The 22801-nt window shown below is 73.1% G+C and carries 21 protein-coding genes; 12 read left to right on the top strand and 9 right to left on the bottom strand.

Going from position 1 to position 22801, the window contains the following annotated elements; all coding sequences use genetic code 11:
* Positions 1 to 11 precede the first annotated feature (11 nt).
* Positions 12 to 1109, top strand: a complete 1098-nt coding sequence (locus KME80_RS30525) for an extracellular solute-binding protein (protein WP_219509878.1) — start codon at positions 12 to 14, stop codon at positions 1107 to 1109.
* Between the two features lie 216 nt (positions 1110 to 1325).
* Here the strand turns inward: KME80_RS30525 and KME80_RS30520 are convergent, their stop codons facing one another.
* Both KME80_RS30520 and gabT read right to left on the bottom strand, forming a co-directional pair.
* Positions 1326 to 1502 carry a hypothetical protein gene (locus tag KME80_RS30520; protein WP_246646013.1) on the bottom strand — a complete coding sequence of 59 codons (177 nt, stop codon included), beginning with the start codon at positions 1500 to 1502 and terminating at the stop codon, positions 1326 to 1328.
* 232 nt (positions 1503 to 1734) lie between these two features.
* Positions 1735 to 3063 (bottom strand): 4-aminobutyrate--2-oxoglutarate transaminase, encoded by a 1329-nt coding sequence (gabT, locus tag KME80_RS30515; protein WP_219509876.1) that lies wholly within the window; start codon positions 3061 to 3063, stop codon positions 1735 to 1737.
* 91 nt (positions 3064 to 3154) lie between these two features.
* On the opposite strand from gabT, the gene KME80_RS30510 reads away from it, so the two are divergent.
* The gene (locus KME80_RS30510) at positions 3155 to 4612 is read left to right on the top strand and encodes a PucR family transcriptional regulator (RefSeq protein ID WP_219509875.1); all 1458 of its coding nucleotides are present in this window, start codon (positions 3155 to 3157) and stop codon (positions 4610 to 4612) included.
* On the opposite strand, the gene KME80_RS30505 is transcribed toward KME80_RS30510, so the two are convergent.
* Complete coding sequence (locus KME80_RS30505; RefSeq protein ID WP_219509874.1) at positions 4609 to 5235, bottom strand: TetR/AcrR family transcriptional regulator; 627 nt, start codon at positions 5233 to 5235, stop codon at positions 4609 to 4611. The genes KME80_RS30510 and KME80_RS30505 overlap by 4 nt on opposite strands.
* Positions 5236 to 5466: 231 nt before the next feature.
* Here KME80_RS30505 and KME80_RS30500 point away from each other — a divergent pair, with 231 nt between their 5' ends.
* The gene (locus tag KME80_RS30500; protein WP_219509873.1) at positions 5467 to 6894 is read left to right on the top strand and encodes an aldehyde dehydrogenase family protein; all 1428 of its coding nucleotides are present in this window, start codon (positions 5467 to 5469) and stop codon (positions 6892 to 6894) included.
* A 30-nt stretch (positions 6895 to 6924) separates the two neighbouring features.
* A complete protein-coding gene (locus KME80_RS30495; RefSeq protein WP_219509871.1) occupies positions 6925 to 9513 on the top strand; it encodes an NACHT domain-containing protein in 2589 nt (862 codons plus the stop codon).
* Here the strand turns inward: KME80_RS30495 and KME80_RS30490 are convergent.
* Entirely contained in the window at positions 9494 to 10666 is a 1173-nt protein-coding gene (locus KME80_RS30490) for a trypsin-like serine peptidase (protein ID WP_246646012.1), read from the bottom strand. The genes KME80_RS30495 and KME80_RS30490 overlap by 20 nt on opposite strands.
* Positions 10667 to 10722: 56 nt before the next feature.
* Positions 10723 to 11694, bottom strand: coding sequence for a trypsin-like serine peptidase (locus KME80_RS30485; RefSeq protein ID WP_219509870.1), 972 nt, complete (start codon positions 11692 to 11694; stop codon positions 10723 to 10725).
* 187 nt (positions 11695 to 11881) lie between these two features.
* On the opposite strand from KME80_RS30485, the gene dxr reads away from it, so the two are divergent.
* From dxr to KME80_RS30470, 3 genes are read left to right on the top strand one after another with little or no spacing between them, the layout of a single operon-like run.
* Positions 11882 to 13072 (top strand): 1-deoxy-D-xylulose-5-phosphate reductoisomerase, encoded by a 1191-nt coding sequence (dxr, locus tag KME80_RS30480; protein WP_308125987.1) that lies wholly within the window; start codon positions 11882 to 11884, stop codon positions 13070 to 13072.
* A 41-nt stretch (positions 13073 to 13113) separates the two neighbouring features.
* Positions 13114 to 14283: a flavodoxin-dependent (E)-4-hydroxy-3-methylbut-2-enyl-diphosphate synthase gene (gene ispG, locus KME80_RS30475; protein ID WP_219509868.1), complete on the top strand. Its 1170-nt coding sequence runs from the start codon at positions 13114 to 13116 to the stop codon at positions 14281 to 14283.
* Positions 14283 to 14717: a cytidine deaminase gene (locus KME80_RS30470; RefSeq protein ID WP_219509867.1), complete on the top strand. Its 435-nt coding sequence runs from the start codon at positions 14283 to 14285 to the stop codon at positions 14715 to 14717. Before ispG ends, KME80_RS30470 begins: the two co-directional genes overlap by 1 nt.
* On the opposite strand, the gene KME80_RS30465 is transcribed toward KME80_RS30470, so the two are convergent.
* Entirely contained in the window at positions 14712 to 15545 is an 834-nt protein-coding gene (locus KME80_RS30465) for a MarR family winged helix-turn-helix transcriptional regulator (protein WP_219509866.1), read from the bottom strand. The two genes, KME80_RS30470 and KME80_RS30465, sit on opposite strands and share 6 nt — an antisense overlap.
* 103 nt (positions 15546 to 15648) lie before the next feature.
* Between KME80_RS30465 and KME80_RS30460 the strand changes: the two genes are divergently transcribed.
* The 3 genes from KME80_RS30460 to KME80_RS30450 all read left to right on the top strand — a co-directional run bounded on the left by KME80_RS30460 (position 15649) and on the right by KME80_RS30450 (position 18844).
* On the top strand, positions 15649 to 16293 hold the full coding sequence (locus tag KME80_RS30460; RefSeq protein ID WP_246646010.1) for a hemerythrin domain-containing protein: 645 nt from the start codon (positions 15649 to 15651) through the stop codon (positions 16291 to 16293).
* Between the two features lie 94 nt (positions 16294 to 16387).
* The gene (locus KME80_RS30455; RefSeq protein WP_308125986.1) at positions 16388 to 17965 is read left to right on the top strand and encodes an alpha/beta hydrolase; all 1578 of its coding nucleotides are present in this window, start codon (positions 16388 to 16390) and stop codon (positions 17963 to 17965) included.
* A 36-nt stretch (positions 17966 to 18001) separates the two neighbouring features.
* The gene (locus KME80_RS30450; RefSeq protein WP_219509891.1) at positions 18002 to 18844 is read left to right on the top strand and encodes a GNAT family N-acetyltransferase; all 843 of its coding nucleotides are present in this window, start codon (positions 18002 to 18004) and stop codon (positions 18842 to 18844) included.
* On the opposite strand, the gene KME80_RS30445 is transcribed toward KME80_RS30450, so the two are convergent.
* Entirely contained in the window at positions 18825 to 19133 is a 309-nt protein-coding gene (locus KME80_RS30445; protein ID WP_219509864.1) for a hypothetical protein, read from the bottom strand. The genes KME80_RS30450 and KME80_RS30445 overlap by 20 nt on opposite strands.
* Before the next feature lie 64 nt (positions 19134 to 19197).
* Between KME80_RS30445 and KME80_RS30440 the strand changes: the two genes are divergently transcribed.
* Positions 19198 to 19587: a GntR family transcriptional regulator gene (locus tag KME80_RS30440; protein ID WP_219509862.1), complete on the top strand. Its 390-nt coding sequence runs from the start codon at positions 19198 to 19200 to the stop codon at positions 19585 to 19587.
* A 4-nt stretch (positions 19588 to 19591) separates the two neighbouring features.
* Here KME80_RS30440 and KME80_RS30435 read toward each other — a convergent pair whose 3' ends face one another.
* Together KME80_RS30435 and KME80_RS30430 are read right to left on the bottom strand one after the other, a co-directional pair.
* Complete coding sequence (locus KME80_RS30435; protein WP_219509860.1) at positions 19592 to 19969, bottom strand: DUF3037 domain-containing protein; 378 nt, start codon at positions 19967 to 19969, stop codon at positions 19592 to 19594.
* Positions 19966 to 20769 carry a HipA family kinase gene (locus KME80_RS30430; RefSeq protein ID WP_219509858.1) on the bottom strand — a complete coding sequence of 268 codons (804 nt, stop codon included), beginning with the start codon at positions 20767 to 20769 and terminating at the stop codon, positions 19966 to 19968. The genes KME80_RS30435 and KME80_RS30430 overlap by 4 nt, the downstream gene beginning before the upstream one ends.
* Before the next feature lie 175 nt (positions 20770 to 20944).
* On the opposite strand from KME80_RS30430, the gene KME80_RS30425 reads away from it, so the two are divergent.
* The gene (locus tag KME80_RS30425) at positions 20945 to 22717 is read left to right on the top strand and encodes a serine/threonine-protein kinase (protein WP_219509856.1); all 1773 of its coding nucleotides are present in this window, start codon (positions 20945 to 20947) and stop codon (positions 22715 to 22717) included.
* Positions 22718 to 22801 lie beyond the last annotated feature (84 nt).

Raw genomic sequence — 22801 nt, 5'->3', positions numbered from 1 at the left:
AGCTCCAGGGCGTGGATCTCCGACGCGCTCCCGCCCTGGCCCTGGCCGCCCTGGCGATGCTGGCCGGCACCGGCGCGGCCACGCCGTCGCCCAAGCCCACCACGAGCCCCACGCAGCGCGACGGCACCCTGCAGATCCTCGCCTACCGGGGCTATGCCGAATACGGCGGCACCAGCCCGCAGGCCAACTGGACGGGCACGTTCGAGAAGGAGACCGGCTGCCGGGTGGCCCGGCTCGACACGGTCTCCACGCCCGAGGAGATGGCCGCCCGCGTCGCCGAGCGGCCCTACGACGTGATCGCCGCCGATCCGGTGCTGGCGGACTCCATGATCGAGGCCAAGCAGGTGCAGCCCATCGACACGGCCGAGATCGAGGGCTACGACGACCTGCTGGAGCCGCTGCGCGAGCTGGTGAGCGACTCCGGCAATGCCTACGGGGTGCCGTTCCTGTGGGGCTACCACGAGTTCCTCTACGACCCGGAGCGGGTCAAGGGCGGCGACCTGGGCCAGGTGCTCAAGGCCGGGCGGGTGATGCTCAAGGACAGCCCGCTGACGCTGGCCGACGCGGCGCTCGTCGACGACGCCGTCGACCGGCCGTTCGAGCTGACCGCCACCCAGCTCGACCGGGTGGCGGAGGGGCTGGAGGGCCACGAGGACCGCACCTACTGGAAGAACCCGCTCGACCTGATCAAGGGCTTCGCCACCGGCTCGATCGACTACGCCCAGGCGACGCCCTACCACCGGATGCTGCTGGAGAAGGCCGGCAAGAAGGTCAAGGCGGTCCCCGCGCGCAAGGCCACCGGGTGGGCCGACTCGTGGATGCTCGGCTCCGGCGTCACCGACACGGGCTGCGCCTACCTATGGCTCAACCGGATGACCGACCCCGACTCCCAGCGTGACGCCGCCGCGTGGCTCGGGCTGGCGCCGGCCAATACCAAGGCGTGCAAAGGCCGCGCCAAACCGGTCTGTGAGGCGTACGGTGCGACCAGGTCACCACGGCTCGACCGCATCGCCTTCGCGGTGCGGCCGCCGGGCGACTGCCGTCCGCCGGAAGGAGAGTGCGTGGACTACGCCACCTGGACCGCCCGGTGGCGTGAGCTCGCGAAGTGACGGCCGGCCGGTGACCTCGCCCGCGGCGGGCGCGCCCTATCCCCCCGCTGAGCTCGCCAGCTGAGACGCCCCCGGGCGGTCCCCCCGCCCTGGGGCGTCTCGTCTCCCGAGAGGCGGCCCCGGCGCGTACGGGGGCTGTGTGCGTGGTCGGTGTTGGCGTGGCCAGTGCGGCCTGGTCAGTGGCGTGGTCAGTGCGGCTTGGTCAGTGCGGCGTGGTCAGCGTGACGGGAAGGCCACGACGGTGGCCAGCGGCGACGGGATGAGGGCTTCGGCGCAGTCGGTGCAGGCCAGGGCCGTCATGTCGTCGGGGAAGCGGCCCACCCGCACGCGCGGACGCGGCCACCGCTTGTGGCAGACGACGCAGGCGTCGCCCTGGCGCTGCGCCCAGCTCATGCCCTCAGGGTCGAACGTCAACATCTCCCCAGCCGTTCTGGTCGGACCCCAGTTCATCACGCTCCCCGCGGCGCTCGCCCGGCTTCATGTCGGATCCGTTATAACCCCGGCCGCGTCCGTGCTCCGCTAGCTTCGCGTCAAGGCCAGGTGATTTCTCTACCCGGACGACAGGTCTTACACCAACAAAATCGGGCATCCAGCAACAAGCTGGATGCCCGATTTGCGGGTTTATCTACAGGCTGGCGAAAGCCTTCTCCAGGATGCCGAGCCCCTCCTCAAGCAGGTGCTCGGGCATCACCAGCGGCGGCAGGAAGCGCAGCACGTTGCCGTACGTGCCCGCGGTCAGCACCAGCAGCCCCTCCGCGTGGCAGCGCCGGACGACCTCCTGGACGGCGGCCGGGTTCGGGTCCTTGGTGCCCGGCACGACGAGCTCGACGGCGATCATCGCGCCGCGTCCCCGGACGTCGCCGATCATGTCGAACCGCTCGCTCATGGCCAGCAGTCGCGGGATCATCACGTCCCCGATGCGGCGGGCGCGGCCGACCAGGTCCTCCTCCTCGATGGTCTCCAGCACGCCCAGCGCCGCCTCGCAGGCCAGCGGGTTGCCGCCGTAGGTGCCGCCGAGGCCGCCCGCGTGCACGGTGTCCATGAGCTCGGCCCGGCCCGTCACCGCGGCGAGCGGCAGGCCGCCCGCGATGCCCTTGGCGGTGCAGATGATGTCGGGCACCACGCCCTCGTCCTCGCAGGCGAACAGGTCACCGGTGCGCGCGAAGCCGGTCTGCACCTCGTCGGCAACGAACACGATCCCGTTGGCGCGGCAGAACTCGGCGATCCTCGGCAGGAAGCCCTTGGCGGGCTCGATGAAGCCGCCCTCGCCGGCGATCGGCTCGATCACCACGGCGGCCACGTTCTCGGCGCCGATCTGCTTGCCGATCATGTCGATGGCCTGGGCGGCGGCCTCCTCGGCGCAGTTCTCGGGCCCCGTCGGCCAGCGGAACGGGTAGGCCAGCGGCACCCGGTAGACCTCGGGCGCGAACGGGCCGAAGCCCTGCTTGTACGGCATGTTCTTGGCCGTCAGCGTCATCGTGAGCAGGGTGCGGCCGTGGTAGCCGTGGTCGAACACGACGACCGCCTGGCGGCCGGTGGCGAGCCTGGCGACCTTGACCGCGTTCTCCACGGCCTCGGCGCCGCTGTTGACCAGGAACGTGCGCTTCTCGTGGTCGCCCGGCGTGAGCTCGTTCAGCTTCTCGCACACGCGCACGTACGACTCGTACGGGGTGACCATGAAACAGGTGTGGGTGAAGTCGGCGGCCTGCTTCTGGACACGCTCGACCACCTTGGGGGCGGCGTTGCCGACGTTGGTGACGGCGATGCCGGAGCCGAAGTCGATCAGCGAGTTCCCGTCGGCGTCCTCCAGCACGCCGCCGCCGGCGCGGGTCACGAAGACCGGCAGCGTGGTGCCGATGCCCGGGGGGACGGCGGCCTGCTTGCGGGCCAGCAGCTCCTGCGACTTGGGGCCGGGGATGGCGGTGACGAGGCGACGCTCCTGGGGAATGCTCATGGCTCTGACGGTACGGTGGCCGCCCGCCTGCTCCGATAGGGCGATATGGCACACTGTGGGTGCTCACCTTTGCCGGAATGGACAACTCGCGATGGCGCCTTCGCTGCGGACCGTGGTGCGGCGGATGGGGCTGCGGTCGCTGGCCGGCTCGCTGGACTCGGCCGTGCGCTGGGTGGCGGTCAGCGAGCTGGAGGATCCGACGCCGTTCCTGGAGGGTGACGAGCTGCTGCTCACCACCGGGATGCGCCTGGAAGGTGATTTTTCCGGCTATGTTGCCCGGCTGGTGGCGCGGGGCGTGGCCGGGCTCGGCTTCGGGGTCGGGCTCTCCCACGACGAGGTGCCGCCCGCGCTCGTGACCGCCGCGGAGGAGGCCGGGCTGCCGCTGCTGGAGGTGCCCCGGGAGACGCCGTTCATCGCCATCGGCAAGACGGTCGGCGAGCTGCTGGCCGCCGAGCAGTACGAGGAGATCACCCGCGCGTTCGCCGCGCAGGGGCGGCTGACGCGGGCAGCGCTGCGGCCCGAGGGGCTGCACGCGGTCGTCGACCGGCTGGCCGCCGAGGTCGGCGGCTGGGCGGTGCTGCTGGACGAGACCGGGCAGGTGCGCCACGCCACGCGCGGGGCGCGGGCCGAGGCGGTGACGGGGGAGCTCGGCCGGCTGCGCGGCACGCGGATGCCCGCCAGCCTGTCGCTGTCCGGGCCCGAGGGCCACGTCGTGCTCCAGCCGCTCGGCGGCGGGGCGCGGCCGCGCGGCTACTTCGCCGTGGGGGCGCGGGAGGCGTTCACGCCGGTCGCCCACACGGTGATCAACGCGGCCGGGTCGCTGCTCACGCTCGCCCTGGAGCAGGGCGGCGCGCAGCGGGAGGCCGCCCGGCGGGTCCGGCAGGCGGTGCTGGAGCTGCTGCTGGCGGGGGAGGACGAGCGGGCGCGGGCGGTGCTGGACGCGCTCGGCGGCCGGCTGCCCGGCGAGCCGTTCGCCGTGCTGGCCGTCCCGGCGGAGGCCCTGGAGAGCGTCGAGGCCACGGTGTTCGCCACCCGCCTGCCCCAGGCGGCGGGCGGCGGCGCGCCGGTGGAAGGCGGGGCGGCCGGTGGCGCCGGCGTCGTGCTGGTGGAGGAAGGGGCTGCCGACGAGGTCGCCGGGGCGGTCGAGGGGGCTGTGGGGGTGAGCACCGCCTGCCGCTACGGCGAGCTGCGGGCCGGGATCGACCAGGCCGTGCGGGCCCGCGCGGCGAGCCGGGGCGGCGTGGTGCGCTTCGCCGAGCTGGCCGGGCAGGGGCTCGTCGGGCTGCTGGACCCGGCCGTGGCGCAGGCGTTCGCGACCGCGCTGCTGGGGCCGCTCACCGCCTACGGGGCGCGGCCCGACCTCGTCGCCTCGCTGCGCGCGTACCTGGAGTGCAACGGGCACTGGGACGCGGCGGCGCAGCGGCTGGGCGTGCACCGGCACACGCTGCGCTACCGGATGCGGCGGGTCGCCGAGCTGCTGGGGCGCGATCTCGACGACCCCGCGGTGCGGGCCGAGCTGTGGTTCGCGCTGGAGGCGGCCAGGCGCTAGGCACGTTCCACCAGGTAGCAGCAGATCGTGGCCGTCGTCACCGCCTCGAAGGTGCGGCCGTCACGCAGGTGGCCCGCGCGTTCGAGGCTGATCGCGCCCTGGGCGGCGGCCCAGAGGGCGTCGGCGATCTTGCGGGGCTGGGTGGGGACGAGCCGCCCCGCCGAGATGCAGTCGGCGATCACCCGGTCGAAGATGTTGAGCGCCGCCCGGGCGAGGGTGCGGGCGCGCTCGCTGGGTTCGAAACCGGGGATCGCCCGCTCGAACATGAGGCTGTAGTAGCCGGGCTCCGACAGGCACGCCTGCCGGTAGGCCGGGGCGAGCGCCGTCAGGTGCTCGAAGGGGTCGCGGCGCTGCGGCACCGCGTCGAGGATGCGCCGGAAGCGCTCGAACCCCTCCAGGTAGAGGGCTTCGGCCAGCCCCTCCCTGTTGCCGAACATCGTGTAGATGACGGTGGTGGTGCAGCCGGCCTCGGTGGCGATCCTGCGCATCGTGAGGCTGTCGGCTCCGTCGGTGACCAGCAGGTTCACCGCGACGTCCAGCAGTCTGGAACGAAGCTCGTCCTGGCCGGCCCGTTCGCCCAGCAGGTAGGCGCCCTGGAGCCCAAGCGGCGCCGAGGAGGTCATGGGCCCACGCCTTTCTGCTCGGGGGCCCGCCGCGCTGAGGGACCCGCATCGATGACTTAGCCAGGGCAGAGACCGTTCAAACCGCTCCGCATCGTAAACATCCTGAATTAGGCCTACTTCTGTTACACAGTGGGTATACAAGAGGGCTTGTACGTAACGGTGGGGCCAGGCGGGAGTCTTGTGCAGCCTGGTGTAAATCCCCCTCTGTCCGCTTGGCATAACGTCGTGGGTATGGACGTGCGTACCTTCTGGCTCGCCGGACGCCCCGCCACCGGGGACGCCGAGCTGAGCGTGACCAATCCGCTCGACGGGCGCGAGGTCGGCCGATACTCGGTGCCGACCGGCGAGCAGGTCGAGGAGGCGATCGCGGCCGCGCGGGCGGTGGCCGGCGAGGCCGCCGCGCTGCCGGTGCACGTGCGCGCCGAAGCGCTCGCGCACGTGTCCCGGCGGCTGGCCGAGCGGGCCGACGAGCTCGCCCACCTGATCACCGCCGAGAACGGCAAGCCGATCTTCTGGGCGCGCGGCGAGGTCGGCCGCGCCATCTCCACGTTCCGGTTCGCCGCCGAGGAGACCCGGCGCTGGTCCGGCGACGTGCAGCGGCTCGACACCGAGCCCGCCGCCGCCGGGCGGCTGGCCTACGTCTCGCGCGTGCCCAAGGGGCCGGTGCTGGCGATCACGCCGTTCAACTTCCCGCTCAACCTGGTCGCGCACAAGGTCGCGCCCGCCATCGCGGTCGGCGCGCCGGTCATCGTCAAGCCCGCGCCCGCCACGCCGCTGTCGTCGCTGGTGCTCGGCGAGATCCTGGCCGAGACCGACCTGCCCGCCGGCATGTTCTCGGTGCTGCCCATCGAGAACGAGCGCGCCGCCGCGCTTGTCGCCGACCCGAGGCTGCCCGTGGTGTCGTTCACCGGCTCGGCCCCCGTCGGCTACGCCATCGCCGACCAGGTGCCGCGCAAGCACGTGACGCTGGAGCTGGGCGGCAACGCGGCGGCCGTGGTGCTGGCCGACGCCGACCTCGACTGGGCGGCCAAGCGGGTGGCACTGTTCTCCAACTACCAGGCCGGGCAGAGCTGCATCGCCGTGCAGCGGGTGATCGTCGAGGAGCCGGTGTACGACGCGTTCGTCGAGCGCCTGCTCCCGGCCGTCGCCGGGCTCGTCACCGGTGACCCGGCCGACGAGAAGACGCAGGTCGGCCCGCTCGTCTCCGAGGCCGCCGCCGAACGGGTCGAGCAGTGGGTGCGCGAGGCCGTCGACGCCGGCGCCCGCGTGCTGGCCGGCGGCACCCGGGAGGGCGCCACCATCGCCCCGACCGTGCTCGCCGACGTCCCGGCCGACGCCAAGGTCTCCCGCGAGGAGGTCTTCGGCCCCGTCATGGTGCTGCAGAAGGCCGCCTCGATCGACGAGGCGTACGCGATGGTCAACGACTCGGCCTACGGGCTTCAGGCCGGGGTGTTCACCCGGTCGCTGGACGCCGCCTTCCGGGCCAACCGGGAGCTGGAGGTCGGCGGTGTGATCATCGGCGACGTGCCGTCGTACCGGGCCGACCAGATGCCGTACGGCGGGGTCAAGGACTCCGGGATCGGCCGTGAGGGCCTGCGATCGGCGATGGAAGATCTTACTTACGAGAAAGTGATGGTATTGACGGGTATCACCCTTTGACCAACGGCCCATCCAAGGCGGCGATGCTGCATGGGGGACAAATACCGGTACATCGATGCTGTCCGATTACTCGGCGGCGCTGATCCGGCGCTCGAAGCGCTGGTCAGCACCGGAACCGTCGCGCTCCTGCCCGTAGCGGGGGTGATGGAGGCCCGTGGGGCGCTGGTCAAACTCGGGGCCGAGCTGCTGGGACGCTGGCGCGAATGGCGTCCCGGCAGCACCTGGCGCTCCCGTACCGACAGGTTCGAGGCCGCGCACGCCGTGCTCGTCGTCACCGCCTACGTCGAGGCCGTCGACACGCTCGACCTGCCGTTCGCGCCCGGCGAGCTGCACGCGGGCGAGGCCGGCGGGCGGCACTACTGGGAGCTGGCCGCGCCGCTGTGCCCCTCGCCGCACACCTCCTTCGACGAGACCGTGGCGGTCGTGCGCGGCTACTACCTCGGGCTCGGCCAGCAGTTGCTCGCCCACGTCAGGGAGCTGGGCCTGTGGGAGCGGCTCGGCGACCACGACCGGCAGTGGACCGCCGCCGCCTACGGGGACGAGCTGGCCGAGATGGCCGTGCTCCGCTACACCGACCGCTTCCGCACGCTGGCGAGGGACGTGCCGGAGTTCGCGTTCTGGGCGGGCATCGCCGACCACCAGCCGAGCCTGCCCGGCATGGCCGAGCTGGAGCGGCTCATCTCGCTCGTCGCCACCGGCGAGCCGCTGCCCGAGCGGGCCGCCGCGCTCGACCGGCTGCACCAGGCGGCGCTCGTCCGGCCCATCGCCGAGACCGGCGCCCTGCCGATCGGCCTGCGGCTGCCGACGCTCGCGCAGGCGTACGTGACCCCGCAGTTCAGGGCGGCGCGGATCGCGCCCGGCGACGACCCGAGCGGCGACGCCTGGTGGGAGGGGCACCCGATCCGCTCCGACCTGCCCGTGTTCCTGGCCGGGTTCCTGACCTCGTCGGCGGCGGCCGAGGCGCCCCTCCTCGTGCTCGGCCAGCCCGGCTCCGGCAAGTCGGTGCTGAGCAAGGTGCTCGCCGCCCGCCTGCGCGACGCGCCGTTCCTGCCGATACGGGTGCCGCTGCGTGAAGTGTCGGCCGGAGCGGGCATCCAGGAGCAGATCGAGGAGGCCGTCCACCACCTGAGCGGCGAACGCCAGGACTGGCCGGCCATCGCCAGGTCGGCCGGCGGCGCGCTGCCCGTGATCATCCTGGACGGGTTCGACGAGCTGCTCCAGGCCACGGGCGTGCGCCAGTCGGACTACCTGATGAAGGTCGCCAGGTTCCAGCACGAGGAGGCCGACGCCGGGCGGGCCGTCGCCGTCGTCGTCACCTCGCGCACCGCCGTCGCCAACCGTGCCGGGCTGCCCGAGGGCACCGTGGTCACCCGGCTGGAGGCGTTCGGCCCCGACGCCACCCGGCGCTGGCTCGAGGTGTGGAACGCCGTCAACGCCGACTACTTCCCGGCCGCCGGGCTGGAGCCGTTCACCCTGGACGTGGCCATGACCCAGCGGCACCTGGCGGGCTCACCGCTGCTGCTGCTCATGCTGGCCTTCTACGACGCCGACGGCAACGCGCTGCGCCGCGAACCGGGCACCCTCGGGCAGGCCGAGCTGTACGAGCGGCTGATGACCCGCTACGCCGAACGCGCGCTGGAGAAGCTCCACCCGCGCGAGCAGGTGGCCAGGCAGGTGGAGCTGGAGCTGCTGCGGCTGTCGTTCGTCGCCTCCTCCATGTTCAACCGGGGACGGCAGTGGGCCACGGTCGAGGAGGTCGACGCCGACCTGGAGGTGCTGCTGCCCGAACGGCGGCGCGAGCCCGCGCCGGTCCGGCGGCACGGCGGCGGGCACGAGGCCGTGGCCAGGTCCTTCTTCGTGCACCGCGCCCAGGTCGTGCGCGACGGCGAGGTGCTGCACACCTTCGAGTTCCTGCACGCGACGTTCGGCGAGTTCCTCATCGCCAGGCTCGTCGCCTCGCTGCTGCGCGAGCTGGTCGCCCAGGAGTCGAGCCTGGTGCTCACCGGCGTGCACGACGGGCTGCTGCGCACCGTGCTGTCCTGGGCGACGCTGGCCTCACGGCTGCCCGTGGTCTCGTTCCTCCAGGAGCTGGCCGACGACCCCGACCGGTGGCGGGCGGTGGTGCTGCGGCTGTTCCGGGAGCTGGACGCGCGCGAGGACTCCGCCATCGCCGCCTACCGGCCGTGGATCGCCGGGCCGCAGCGCCGATACGCCTACTACTCGGCCAACCTCATGGTGCTCGCCCTCGTGTGCGCCCCCGAGCTGCGGGCCAGCGAGTTCATGCCCGGACACGAGGACGTGGTGACCGAGTGGCGCAGCTACGCTCTGCTGTGGCGCTCGCAGTGCGCGCTCGCCGAATGGCAGAGCTTGGTGGACCTGGTCGCCGTGCGCCCGGTCTGGTCGCAGGACGACCTGCGGGAGCTGCACCTGAAGCTGTCGCTGCCCGACCTGTGGGAGCCCGCGCCGTACAGCTGGTCGTGGGCCGGGATGGACAAGCTCCTGACGATCGCGCAGCTCCGTCGCCAGATCATGTTCTCGGCCCTGCCCGACGAGGGCGCGCTGCTCGCCCTCTACGTCGACGACCTGCGCCGCCCGGAGGTCAGGCGCGCTCCGCCGTGAGGAACAGCTTCCTGGCCGCCTCGCCCAGGAACGGGCCGTACATGGTGCGCTGGTCGTTGCTGTACTTGAAGCTGCTCAGGGACGTGATCGTGCCCTTGCCGGTGGCGCTGTCGAACCCCGACATCCACGGCCCGCCGCTGGAGCCCGCCGTCATGTCGCAGCCCAGCCCCTGGTCGTGGGTGTCGCCGTAGGGGTCGTCACGCAGCTTGCCGGCGCAGTAGACCAGGTGGCTGCCGTCGTAGGGCGGGTCGGCCGGGTAGCCGAAGCCGAACGCGTGGCCGCCGCGCTTGGCGTTGAAGGCGATCTCCTGCGTGCCCACGACGTCGGCGACGTGCTTGCCGCCGGACGTGGCCAGCGCCACCATGCCGACGTCGTAGCTGTCGTCGGCGCTGCGCGACCACGGGCCCGCCACGAACATGCGGCGGGCCGTCCACTGCCCGTACGGCTTGCGGCCCGAGGTGCCGTAGGCGGGGACGAACGTCCAGTTCTGCGCCCAGGCGCCGGTGCCGTCCTTGACGCAGTGGCCGGCGGTGAGGACGACGTCGCGGTTGGCGCTGCGCACGGTGCTGGCCGAGCAGACGAAGTCGACGCCCGACATGGTGAGGAAGACCCGGCCGGTGGTCCTGGCCACCGCGCCGCCGACGGCCCACCGGGAGCCGGAGGTGGTGGCCAGCGGGCGGGACGACTGGTGCTGCGGGCGCGGCTTGACGGGGGCCAGCTCGATCGAGCGGTTGGCCAGCTGGGGCGCGGCGCCGAGGCCCGTGCCCCCGGTCAGGCCGTTGAGCGTGCCGGTGAGCTTGCTGGAGCTGGTGAGGTCGGTGAGGTCCTTCTTCAGCTCCGTCACGCCGAGGCCCTTGGTCCCGCCGGACTCCTTGGCGTCGGTGAGGCCGCCCAGCAGGCCGCCCTGGGTGACCAGGCCGAGCAGGCTGATCGGCAGCGCCTTGGACATGCGCTGCGGGGTCCAGTAGTCGAGCACCCGGCGCTGGTCGGCCGGGCTGCGGGCGGCGACGTGCTCGACGATGTCGCCGTGCGCCGCGGCGGGGACGGCGACCTGGCGGCCGGGGTGCTGCTCGGGGGCGGCGCCGATCAGCGCGGGCCCCAGGAGTCCGGCGACCAGGGGCGCGGCCGCCAGCACGGGGGTGGTCAGCGTCATGCCCCCCGAGTGTGCACCACGAGATGTGTTCTTGTGACTACTTTCGGTAAATTACCTCAGGTCGTGGCGGTGTTCTGGGCGGCCTCGTAGACGGATTGGGCTTCCGTCCCAAAATAGGGCCCGAACATCCAATTGGGGGCAAAGCTGTATTTGAAGCTGTTGACCGAGTTCTGCGTGCCGAGACCGGTCGCCTCGTTGAAATTCAGCATCCACGGACCGCCGCTCGCACCGCCGGTCATGTCGCACGTCAGGCCGAGGTCCTGGCTCAGCAGGAAGTCGTCGAAGGCCCGGCCGCTGCAGTAGACGAGCGCGGACCCGTCGTACGGCGCCGCCGCCGGGTAGCCGAACGCGTACATCTGCCGGCGCCTGGGCTGGTTGAACGCGACGCCCTGGCCGCCCACCACGTCGGTCAGCGAGCGCCCCTCCAGGGGCGCGACCACGGCGGCGGCGACGTCGAAGTTGATGTCCTCGGTGGCGTTCCACTCCTGGGTGGTCAGCAGCCGGGTGGCCGGCCAGGTGCCGAACGGCCGCTGCCCGGCGTCGTAGCCCGGGACGAAGACCCAGTTCGTGTGGAAGGCGCCGCCCATCTTCACGCAGTGCCCGGCGGTCAGCACGACGCTCTTGTTGGCGCTGGTCACGGCGCTGCCCGAGCAGGAGGCGTTGCGCCCCTGGGTGGTGAAGAACACCCGGCCGGCGGCCTTGGCGACCACGCCGCCGCCGGTCCACGGGCGGCCGCCGCTGTTGGGCGCCTGCCGCAGCTGCACGCCGGAGGCGCCGGTGGGCGGGGCGGTCCACGGGGCGCCCTCGGTCGGCTTGCCGGCGGTGGCGGCGGCCTTGGCGTGCGGCGCTGCCACGTCGAGCGGCCGGGCCGCGGCCATCCTGGCCGGTGTCCAGTAGTCGAGGACGGCCTGCCGCTCGCGGTCGGAGTCGGCCGCCGCCCGTTGCGCGGGCCTGGGCTCCGCGTGCGCGGGCGCGGCCGGGAGCAGGGCGAGGGTCAAAGCGGCGAGCAGGGTGACTCCGCGGTGCATTTTTCTACCTCCCGGGACCGGATCTCGGGTTGGAAGGTAACTGCGCAATATCGCGATTTCTCGGCTTATGCGGATTCGGATATGGGGATATTCCGGCATTTGCGTACTGGGTGCTCTGGGGTCACTCCGGTTGACCACCTGGGCCTCCCGGTGCCCGCGCGGGCCGGGCGGAGGGGACAATGGATCCGTGCATGAACAGTCCCTCCGCTCCGTGGTCGTGCTCGGCTCCACCGGCTCCGTCGGCACGCAGGCCCTCGACGTCATCGCCGCCTGCCCCGGCCGCTTCCGGGTCGCGGCGCTCGCCGCAGGAGGAGGCAAGGTCGACCTCCTCGCCCGGCAGGCCGCCGAGACCGGGGCGGAGGCCGTCGCCGTGGCCGACCCCGCCGCCGTGCCCGCCCTGAAGGAGGCGCTGGCCGCGCTCGGCGCCGCCCCCGAGGTGCTCGCCGGCCCCGACGGCGTCGCGGAGCTCGCCGCCCGGCCGTGCGACACCGTGCTCAACGGCATCAACGGCGCGCTCGGCCTCACCTCCACGCTCGTCGCGCTGGAGGCCGGGCGCACGCTCGCGCTGGCCAACAAGGAGTCCCTGATCATCGGCGGCCCGCTGGTCAAGCGGCTGGCCAAGCCCGGCCAGATCCTGCCCGTCGACTCCGAGCACTCCGCCCTGCAGCAGTGCCTGTGGGCCTCCGGGCCGCACGGCTACGACCCCGACGCGGTCAGGCGGCTGGTCGTCACCGCGAGCGGCGGGCCGTTCCGCGGCCGGACCCGCGCGGAGATGACCGACGTCACTCCCGAGATGGCGCTGGCCCACCCCACCTGGTCCATGGGCCCGATGATCACCATCAACTCGGCGACCCTGGTCAACAAGGGCCTGGAGGTGATCGAGGCCCACCTGCTGTTCGACATCGGCTTCGACCGCATCGAGGTCGTCGTCCACCCGCAGTCGATCATCCACTCCATGGTGGAGTACGTCGACGGCTCGACCATCGCCCAGGCCAGCCCGCCCGACATGCGGCTGCCGATCGCGCTCGCGCTCGGCCACCCCGAGCGCGTCACCGGCGCCGCCCGGCCCGTCGACTGGACCAGGGCCCACACCTGGACCTTCGAGCCGCTCGACGACGCCGCCTTCCCCGCCGTGGCGCTGGCCAGGCACGTGGGCGCCGAGGGCGGCACCGCCCCGGCCGTCTACAACGCGGCCAACGAGGCGTGCCTGGAGGCGTTCATCGGCGGCCGGCTGCCGTTCCTGGCGATCGTCGACACCGTCGCCCGCGTCGTGGACGAGCACGAGGTCACCCCGGCCGGCTCGGTCGAGGAGGTGCTCGCCGCCGACGCCTGGGCCCGCGCCCGCGCGGCGGAGCTCGCGGCCGGGCAGTCCCGCTAGCTACCTAAACTGGACAACGTCGTCGACACTCAAGGGTTGAAATGTCTTCTGTAGCACTCGGCATCCCGACGCTCCGCCCCAAGCCGCTCGCCGAACGCCGCCACTCCCGGCAGATCATGGTCGGCAGCGTGCCCGTCGGCGGCGACGCACCCGTCTCCGTGCAGTCGATGACCACCACGGTGACCGCCGACGTCAACGCGACCCTGCAGCAGATCGCCGAGCTCACCGCCTCCGGCTGCCAGATCGTCCGCGTCGCCGTGCCGTCCCAGGACGACGCCGACGCGCTGCCGATCATCGCCAGGAAGTCGCAGATCCCGGTCATCGCCGACATCCACTTCCAGCCCAAGTACGTCTTCGCCGCCATCGAGGCGGGCTGCGCGGCCGTCCGGGTCAACCCGGGCAACATCAAGAAGTTCGACGACAAGGTCGGCGAGATCGCCAAGGCCGCGGCCGACCACGGCGTGCCGATCCGCATCGGCGTCAACGCCGGCTCCCTCGACCCCCGGCTGCTGCAGAAGTACGGCAAGGCCACGCCCGAGGCGCTGGTGGAGTCGGCGCTGTGGGAGTGCTCGCTGTTCGAGGAGCACGGCTTCCGCGACATCAAGATCTCGGTCAAGCACAACGACCCCGTCGTCATGATCAACGCCTACCGACTGCTGGCCGCCAAGTGCGACTACCCGCTGCACCTGGGCGTCACCGAGGCCGGGCCGGCCTTCCAGGGCACGATCAAGTCCGCCGTCGCGTTCGGCGCGCTGCTGGCCGAGGGCATCGGCGACACCATCCGCGTCTCCCTGTCGGCGCCGCCGGTCGAGGAGGTCAAGGTCGGCAACCAGATCCTGGAGTCGCTCGGCCTGCGCGAGCGCGGCCTGGAGATCGTCTCCTGCCCGTCGTGCGGCCGCGCCCAGGTCGACGTCTACACGCTGGCCGAGCAGGTCCAGGCCGGGCTGGAGGGCCTGAAGGTGCCGCTGCGGGTCGCGGTCATGGGCTGCGTCGTCAACGGCCCCGGCGAGGCCCGCGAGGCCGACCTGGGCGTCGCCTCCGGCAACGGCAAGGGCCAGATCTTCGTCAAGGGCGAGGTCATCAAGACCGTGCCGGAGTCGCAGATCGTCGAGACCCTGATCGAGGAGGCGCTGCGCCTGGCCGAGGAGATGGGCGTCGAGGTCGACCTGGACGACGACGAGAGCTCGGGCGTGCAGGTGACGGTCGGCTGATGCGGCTCGACCAGCAGCTCGTCGACGCGGCCGTCGCCCAGCTCGAACGCCGGTGGCCGGCCGGCGAGGAGGGCGGCGCCGCCGCTGTTTACCTCGACGACGGCCGCATCCTCACCAGCGTCGGGCTCGACAACCTCAACGGCGGCGTGTCGCTGTGCCACGAGACCGGCGCGCTGTGCCAGGCCTACACGCTCGACGCGAAGGTCACCGCCTCCGTCTGCGTCTTCCGGGAGGGCGACGCGCTGCTCGTGCTGCCGCCCTGCGGCGTCTGCCAGGAGCGGCTGGCGCTGTGGGGGCCCGGCGTCGAGGTCGGCGTGCCCGACGGGGCAGGCGGCTGGCGCGCGCTCACGCTGCGCGAGGTCAACCCCCACTACTGGGGGCCGCAGTTCACCCCCGACGGCTCCTGGCCCACCAAGGAGATGCACTCCTCATGACGTGAGGAGCTTGCCGAGCAGCGCTCGCAGCTCCTCTGTCGCCTCCGTGCCGAGCAGGGCGCGGACGTCCTCGCGCAGCCGCGCCGCCGCGTCGCGCACCACGACCAGCCGTTCGCGGCCCAGGGGCGTCAGCTCCAGCGCGTAGCGGCGGCGGTCGCGCGGGTCCTGGCCCCGGGCCACCAGGCCGAGCCGCACCAGCTCGTCGACGATCTGGGCGGCCGTCGGCTCGGAGACGTGCATGCGCTCGGCGAGCGCCTGCTGGGGGCAGGGGCCGAGCTCCTCTATCGCGGCGAGCGAGCCGAAGTGCCGGGTGCGCAGGCCCACGTCGGCCAGCAGCGCGTCGCCCATGCGCCGCAGCCGGTAGTGCGCCTGCGCCACCAGGTAGGCGGTCGTCCGCAGCGGCTCCGGCTCCGGGAGCAGCAGGCTCAGGAGCTCGTCGAGCCGCCGCCGCTCGGCCGGGGTCAGCGCGGCCGTGATGCGCGCGTCGTGCTCGGCGACCGCCTGCCGCATCGCGTCGCGGGCCGCCCGGCCCTCGGGGGTGATCGACAGCACGTACGAGCGCCGGTTGGCGGGGTTGCGCGTGCGGGTCACGTACCCGGAGTCCTGGAGCCGGTCGATCAGGCGGACCATGATCGTCCTGTTGATGCCGAGCCGTTCCGCGAGGTCGTGCTGGGAGCCGGCGTCCTGGTCGGCGAGCGTGTCGAGGACCACGTAGTCGCGCGAGGCCGGGTCGGCGTCCAGCGCCTCGGCGGTGAAGCGCGCATACACCCTGCGCAGCAGCGCCCCGACGGAGCCGCGCAGCGTCTCCGAGAGAGTCCCTTCCGTCACCGATCACACCTCCGGGCGGCAGCTTACCCGAGACCTGTGATGGTTAGGCGGAGTGTTAGTTAGCTTGTTGACGATTAATGTGTGGATGGTTATGGTCGCTGACATGGCACTCGACTTCACGATGATGAACGCGATGCACGACGCGCTGCGGCGGGAGCTGGAACGGCTCGCCAGGGTCGCCGCCCGGGCGGGGGACGAGCCCCGCCGGGTCCTCGCCGCCGGGGCGGGGTGGTCGCTGTTCAAGAGGTTCCTGACCGTCCACCACGCCGCCGAGGACGAGGCGCTGTGGCCCCCCATGCGCGCCGCGCTCGCCGCACGCCCCGACGACCTCCTGCTGCTCGACGCCATGGAGGCCGAGCACGCCGCCATCGACCCGCTGCTCGGCGCCGTGGACGCCGCGCTGGCCGACCGCGACCACGGCGCCGAGCGGCTGGCCGGCCTGATCGACGAGCTCGCCACCGGCCTGCGCGGCCACCTGCGCCACGAGGAGGCCGACGGGCTCGCCCTCGTCGACGCGGTGCTGACCGCCGAGCAGTGGGCCGGGTTCGGCGCGGCGCACCGCCGCAGGATCGGCCACGACGACACCACCTACCTGCCGTGGGTCCTCGACGGGCGCGCCGACGAGGCCGCCGCGAGCATCCTCGACGGCATGCCCGACGAGGTTCGCGCCGCCTACCGCGACGACTGGCGGCCCGCCTTTGACCGCCTCGACCTCTACGCCCAGGAGCGATCACTCACCACGGAGTGATCACAGGATGGCAAGTATTTCTCCATACCCACCGTCACCGGGCGGCTACGTACGGGAGCATTCCCTTCGCCTATGAAGTGGGGGAGGGGACCGGGTGAAACGGTTCGTGGGGTTGGTCGCCGGTGCGGCGACGCTGGTCGTCGGGGTGGCGCCGGTCGCGGTGACCGCCGAGGTGCGGCAGGCCGCCGCCGCCGACAGGGTCAGATGGGAGAAGTGCCCGGCCGCCGAGCGCAAGACGGCCGCGGCGGCCACGATGGAGTGCGGCACCGTACGCGTGCCGCTCGACTACCGGGAGCCGTGGGGACAGTCGATCCAGCTGTCGATCAACCGGATCAAGGCCAAGGTGCCGCGTGACGGCAACCACCTGGGCACGCTGCTCGTCAACCCGGGCGGGCCGGGGGCGTCCGGGCGGACCCTCGCGCAGTACGTCGCCGCCGTGCTGCCCGCCGGCGTGCGCGACCGCTACGACGTGGTCGGCTTCGACCCGCGCGGCGTCGGCGCCAGCCGGCCGGCGATGCGCTGCGTCGACCCGGAGACCTACTACCGGGCGCCCCGGCCCGACGCGGTGCCCCGCACCGCCGCCGAGGAGCAGGTGCTGCTCGGCCGGGCCGCCGAGTACGCCAACCGGTGCGGCGACTTCTGGTCGTGGCTGCTGCCCCACATGACCACCGAGAACGTGGCCAGGGACCTCGACGGCATCCGCGCCGCGCTCGGCGAGAAGCAGATCAGCTACCTCGGCTACTCCTACGGCACCTACATCGGCGCCGTGTACGCCACGCTGTTCCCCAGCCGGGTCAAGCGCCTCGTCATGGACAGCTCGGTCGACCCCGACGGCGTCTGGTACGCCAACAACCTGGCCCAGGATCGCGCCTTCCAGCGCAGGCACCGCGCCTTCCTCGACTGGACGGCCCGGCACAACTCGGTCTACCGGCTCGGCCGCACCGCCCGGCAGACCGGGTTCGCCTGGAACGCGATGCGCGCCCGGCTGCACGACCGGCCGGCGGGCGGGGTGGTCGGGGCCAGCGAGCTCGACGACACCTTCACCGTGGGCGGCTACAGCGACCGCGTGTGGCCCGAGCTCGCCGCCGCCTGGTCGGCGTACGTGCGCAAGGGCGACACCAAGCCGCTGCTCGCCGCGTACGAGAAGCACGGCAAGAACGACGCCGCCGACGAGAACGGCTACGCCGTCTACCTGGCCATCCAGTGCCGCGACGCCGCCTGGCCGCGCGACTGGGCCACCTGGCATGCCGACATGACCCGGATGCACCGCCACGCGCCGTTCCTGACCTGGCCGAACGCCTGGTTCAACGCGCCGTGCAAGTTCTGGCCGGTGCCCGGCGGCACCCCCGTCAAGGTGCACGGCTCGTGGCGGCTGCCGCCGGTCCTGATGATCCAGTCGCGCGACGACGCCGCCACCCCGTACGCGGGCGCGATGTCGATGAAGCGGCACTTCGCCACCGCGCGCATGGTCGTCGACACCGGCGGCAACCACGGCGTCTCGCTGGGCGGCAACCAGTGCGTCGACCGCCACCTCGCCGCGTACCTGGCCGACGGCACCCTGCCCGCCGACGGGGCCACCTGCCGGGCCGTGCCGGAGCCCCGTCCGGCCGCCCACATGCTGTCAGGCGGGACGGGAGGTCACGAAAGGCTCACCGAGGCGCTGTCCAGATGAGCTAATCCAGGGGTGTTCGCGTAGTCTGACCATGTGATGCTGCGTACATCGGCGTCGCGTGTCCTCGACGACAGCGACCGGGACGAGGTGCTCGCGCTGCTCGACACCGACCCGGTCGCGAACGTCTTCGTCGCCTCCCGGGTGCGCAGCGTCGGGCTCAACCCGGCGCGGCTCGGCGGGCAGATGTGGGGCTTCGGGCCGCGCGGCGCCATCGCCTCGCTCTGCTATGCCGGAGCCAACCTGGTGCCGGTCGCCGCCGGGCCCGAGGCGGTGCACGCGTTCGCCGACCGGGCACGCAAGCAGGGGCGACGCTGCTCGTCCATCGTGGGCCCGGTCGACGCGGTGTCGCTGCTGTGGGAGCGGCTGGAGCCGCACTGGGGCCCGGCCCGCGCCATCCGCTGGGCCCAGCCCGTCATGGCGACCTCGCAGCGGCCTCCCGTGCTGTCCGACCCGCTGGTGCGGCGGGTGCGGCCCGACGAGTTCGAGACGCTGCTGCCGGCGTGCGTCGCGATGTTCACCGAGGAGGTGGGCATCTCGCCCAACCTCGGCGACGGCGGCGCCCTCTACCGCACCCGGGTGGCCGAGCTGATCCGCATCGGCCGCTCCTACGCCCGCATCGAGAACGGCCGGGTGGCGTTCAAGGCCGAGATCGGCGCCGTCACCCCGCAGGCGTGCCAGATCCAGGGCGTCTGGGTGCACCCCGAGCTGCGCGGCCGCGGCCTCGCCGTGGCGGGCATGGCCGCCGTCGTCGAAGCCTCCCTCGCCTGCTTCGCGCCCGTCGTCTCGCTGTACGTCAACGACTACAACCACGCGGCGCGGGCCGTCTACCGCAAGGTCGGCTTCCGCGAGGTCGACACGTTCATGTCCGTGCTGTTCTGAGCCGCGCCGCCGTCTCCTCGACGAGCTGGGTGAGGATCGACGCGTAACCGGGGCACTCGTCGAGCAGCTCGTCCAGCCGAGCCCGCCAGGCGCCCGATTCGAGCAGCGGCGTCACCTTCCGCCCGTCGGACTGCAGCCGCAGCCGCGTCTCGGCGAGCTGGAGCTCGTACATCACGCCCAGATAGCGGCCGATCGCCTCGCTGAGCCACCAGTAGGTCTCCGTGCCGGCCGCGGCCACGAAGACGCGCGCGCCCTCCCAGGCCACCCGCCGGGGATGCAGGACCGCCATAAACGGGATGCTACGCCTCGTCTCAGGATACGAGAATGGTCTTGCGCGGAAGGAAGGGAAGATCGTGCCGGAGCCGAGAGCGACGTGGAAGGTCGGGGTGGACGTCTACGCCACCGAGGAGCAGGCCAGGGAGCTGCAGAAGCGGATCGAGCTGCTGCTCTGCCCCGAGCCCGAGCACGTCGGGCCGTGCCCCGTCCCGTGGTCGTCGTGGCGCCATCCGGGCGGCGGCGGCGGCGACGGCGACGGCGGCCTCGCCGAGCAGTACGTGCTGGAGCGCCTGCGCGAGCGCGTCGTGACCGGCGGCGAGACCCGGCTGCCGTCCCGCCCCGCCCTGCGGAAGGAGTACGGGGTCGGCCGGGCGGCCGTGGACCGGGCGATCCGCAAACTGGAGGAGGCCGGGCTGGTCGAGACCGTCAGGGGGCGCGGCACGTTCGCCGTGCGCCGGCCCGCCTGACCCCTCAGAGGCGGACGAGCTTGCCGAACAGCCGGTCGAGCTCGGCCTCCGGATCGCCCGTGAGTCCCGCGTGCACCGGGCCGGTCTGCACGATCGTGCTGCGCGGCGCCGTCAGCCAGCGGAACCGCCCGCCCAGCGACTCGCGCGCCAGCGGGCCCGAGTCCTCGCCGCACGCCAGCTCGTACGCGCCCAGCGCCTGCTCGACGCAGCCCACGTCCGCGGCCGGGTCGAGCGCGCGCAGCCGGGCCGCGTCGAGCTCGACGCGGGCGCACAGGTAGGCGCGCGGCTGGCAGTAGAGGAGCACGCCGGCGTTGATCTGCTCGCCGCGCTCCACCCTCGGCACCACGCGGATGATCGCGTACTCGTAGACGTCCCTGGTCACGCGCGGCCTCCTCGCCAGAACTCGCCGACCGAGCCGGGGCCGGGGCGGACCGTCGCGGGCTCGCCGCGCACCAGCCACGCGCGCGGGCCGTGCGCGCGCTGGAGCAGATGCTCCACGTACGCGTCGCGGACGGCCTGCGCGGAGGCGAAGCCGGGCTCGTCGTCGAGCCAGTCGTCGGGCACCAGGGCGGTCACCGCTTCGAGCAGGTCACGGGTGACGCGCTCGTGCAGGGCGACCCGGCCGAGGTCGCCCGCGAACGGCGCCAGCACGTGGTCACCGGCGTCGAACGGGCGCTGCGGGTCGGCGCCCTTCCAGTTGTGGTGGAACCAGAGCGCGGCGCCGTGGTCGATGAGCCAGATGTCGCGGTGCCAGAGCAGCAGGTTGGGGTTGCGCCAGCTCCGGTCGACGTTGTGGATCAGGCCGTCGAACCAGATCAGGTCGGCGGCGAACGCCGGATCGGGCTGCCAGGCAAGCGGCTCGAAGCCGAGCGCGCCCGGCAGGAAGTCGACCGCCAGGTTGCGGCCGGTGCTGGCGTTGAGCAGGTCCTGCACCTCTTCGTCCGGCTCGCGGACGCCGAGCTGCGGGTCGAGGTCGATGACCTTCAGCTCGGGGGTGCGGAAGCCGAGGCGGCGGGCCAGCTCGCCGGAGATGATCTCCGCGACGAGCACCCGGCGGCCCTGGCCTGCTTCACGAAATTTCACGACATAGGTGCCGAGGTCGTCGGCCTCGACCACCCCCGGCAGCGAGCCGCCCTCGCGCAGCGGCGTCACGTAACGCGTCGCCGCGATCTCTTCCAGCACGCCCCCGAGGCTATCGCGCCCCGTGGGATGCCCTGTGGCAGCCCGTGGCAGCCCGTGGCAGCCCGTGGCAGCCCGTGGCAGCCCGTGGCAGCCCCGACGCCCCGGGCTTCCCGATTGTGAGGCGGCTCAGGGCGAGTACGCGAGGCTTATCTCACCCCTGTCATAATGGCGGGCTATGTCCGAGCTCCGTGCCGATGATCCGCGCCGGCTGGGCGCGTACCGGATCTCCGGGCGGCTCGGCCAGGGCGGCCAGGGCGTCGTCTATCTCGGCCACTCCGGCGACGGGACCAAGGTGGCCGTCAAACTGCTGCACGCCAGCCTGTCGGCCGACCCGGTGGTGCGCCGCCGGTTCCTGGCCGAGGTCGAGGCGCTGCGCCGCGTCGCGCCCTTCTGCACCGCCCAGCTCCTCGACGCCGACCTCGAAGGCGACCAGCCCTACCTCGTCAGCGAGTACGTCGACGGCGTCTCCCTCCGCGAGCACGTCCTCACCGCCGGGCCGCGCACCGGCGGCTCCCTGCACCGCCTGGCCATCGGCACCGCCACCGCCCTGGTCGCCATCCACCGGGCCGGCGTCGTGCACCGCGACTTCAAGCCCGGCAACGTGCTGCTCAGCCTCGACGGGCCCCGCGTGATCGACTTCGGCGTCTCCCGGCTCGCCGACGGCACCGCCACCACCGGCATCATCCCCATGGGCACGCCCGCCTACCTGGCGCCCGAGCGCATCGAGGGCCTGCCCGCTGGGCCCGCCGCCGACCTGTACGCCTGGGCGCTCACCGTCGCCTACACCGCCACCGGCCGCCACGCCTTCGCCGGCGGGACCCACCAGGAGGTGCTGGCCAGGATCCTGTACGGGCGGCCCGACCTGGGGAACCTGTCCGGACGGCTCCGTGGCATCGTGGACGCCTGCCTCGCCCGCGACCCGGCCGACCGGCCCGGCGCCGAGGAGGTGCTGGGGCTGCTGCTCGGCCAGGACCTGACCGGCGGCGACGTGCTCACCACCGGCGCGATGGCCGCCGTCGACCCGGGGGTGCGTCCGGAGCCGGACGGGAAGACCCTCGAATGGCAGATGCCCGACGACACGACGGACCCGGGCACGGGACCGACCCTGGGGTCGGGTGGCGGGCCGCTGACGGGGCCGGCTTCGGGGTCGGGTGGTGGGTCGCTGACGGGGTCGGCCCTGAGGCCGGCCGGCGGGGCGTTGTCGGGGGCGCAGGTGACGGAGGGCGGGCGCACGCCGGGCGGGCGGAGCCGGCGGGGGGCCGGGCGCAGCGCGCTGGCCGCTCTGGTCGATCCCACCGCGCCGCTGCCCGGGGTCGCTCCTTCGGGGGCCGCGTCCGGGGCCTCCTCGGGGGGCTTTGCGGGCGATGGCGGCGGGCCGGGCGGACATGCGGCCGGGGACGCCGCGTCGGGCGGTCTCGCGCTGGGTGGGTCCGCGTCGGGTGGGGCTGCCTCAGGTGGGTTCGTGCGGGGGGACGGATCGGGCGGCTCGTCCGCCGGTGGTTCGGGGTCCGCCGGGGGGTTCCCGGCTGTGGGGAAGCGGGGGCGGAGGGGGCGCTGGCCGCGGTGGGGGATCGGCGTGGCCGCCGTGGTGCTCGCCGCCGCCGGGGTCACGTACTGGATGGGGATGGACGGCGCGACCCCCGTGGACGGGACCTGGACCGGGTCGGCGCGGCACCCGACGGCCGGCCGGGTGTTCCCCGTGGAGATCAGGCTGGACGGCGAGCGCGAGTCGCGCATGCGCTGGGGCGCGGACCTGCACTGCACCGGGGAGCTCAGCCCGACCTCGCGCGGCCTGGTGTTCACGCTGGGCGACGTCGCCGGGAAGGAGTGCCACCCCGGCACCCTCCACCTGCTGCCCACCTCCGACGCCGACCGGATGGGCATCTCGGTCATCCGCCAGGGACAGCATGATGTGACGTATTCGGGCACGGTCTCGCGCACTCCGTGAGCCGGAGTGTCACGGTCAGGCGGCGATGGCGCGGTCACCGTTGACTCCCCGGCACCGGTTGCCTTCAGTGGAAGGGAAACAGGG

The organism is Nonomuraea ceibae, from assembly GCF_019396325.1.
In the GTDB taxonomy this organism is placed as follows: domain Bacteria; phylum Actinomycetota; class Actinomycetes; order Streptosporangiales; family Streptosporangiaceae; genus Nonomuraea; species Nonomuraea ceibae.
Note: the sequence above shows the minus strand (reverse complement) of the source record. Positions and strands in the feature narration are given on the sequence as shown.

Coding starts and splice junctions, on each gene's coding strand:
- KME80_RS30520 (WP_246646013.1), bottom strand. CDS start 1,502: ATGAGCTGGGCGCAGCGCCAGGGCGACGCCTGCGTCGTCTGCCACAAG.
- gabT (WP_219509876.1), bottom strand. CDS start 3,063: ATGAGCATTCCCCAGGAGCGTCGCCTCGTCACCGCCATCCCCGGCCCC.
- KME80_RS30510 (WP_219509875.1), top strand. CDS start 3,155: ATGGCGCCTTCGCTGCGGACCGTGGTGCGGCGGATGGGGCTGCGGTCG.
- KME80_RS30505 (WP_219509874.1), bottom strand. CDS start 5,235: ATGACCTCCTCGGCGCCGCTTGGGCTCCAGGGCGCCTACCTGCTGGGC.
- KME80_RS30500 (WP_219509873.1), top strand. CDS start 5,467: ATGGACGTGCGTACCTTCTGGCTCGCCGGACGCCCCGCCACCGGGGAC.
- KME80_RS30495 (WP_219509871.1), top strand. CDS start 6,925: ATGGGGGACAAATACCGGTACATCGATGCTGTCCGATTACTCGGCGGC.
- KME80_RS30490 (WP_246646012.1), bottom strand. CDS start 10,666: ATGACGCTGACCACCCCCGTGCTGGCGGCCGCGCCCCTGGTCGCCGGA.
- KME80_RS30485 (WP_219509870.1), bottom strand. CDS start 11,694: ATGCACCGCGGAGTCACCCTGCTCGCCGCTTTGACCCTCGCCCTGCTC.
- ispG (WP_219509868.1), top strand. CDS start 13,114: ATGTCTTCTGTAGCACTCGGCATCCCGACGCTCCGCCCCAAGCCGCTC.
- KME80_RS30470 (WP_219509867.1), top strand. CDS start 14,283: ATGCGGCTCGACCAGCAGCTCGTCGACGCGGCCGTCGCCCAGCTCGAA.
- KME80_RS30460 (WP_246646010.1), top strand. CDS start 15,649: ATGGCACTCGACTTCACGATGATGAACGCGATGCACGACGCGCTGCGG.
- KME80_RS30450 (WP_219509891.1), top strand. CDS start 18,002: ATGCTGCGTACATCGGCGTCGCGTGTCCTCGACGACAGCGACCGGGAC.
- KME80_RS30445 (WP_219509864.1), bottom strand. CDS start 19,133: ATGGCGGTCCTGCATCCCCGGCGGGTGGCCTGGGAGGGCGCGCGCGTC.
- KME80_RS30425 (WP_219509856.1), top strand. CDS start 20,945: ATGTCCGAGCTCCGTGCCGATGATCCGCGCCGGCTGGGCGCGTACCGG.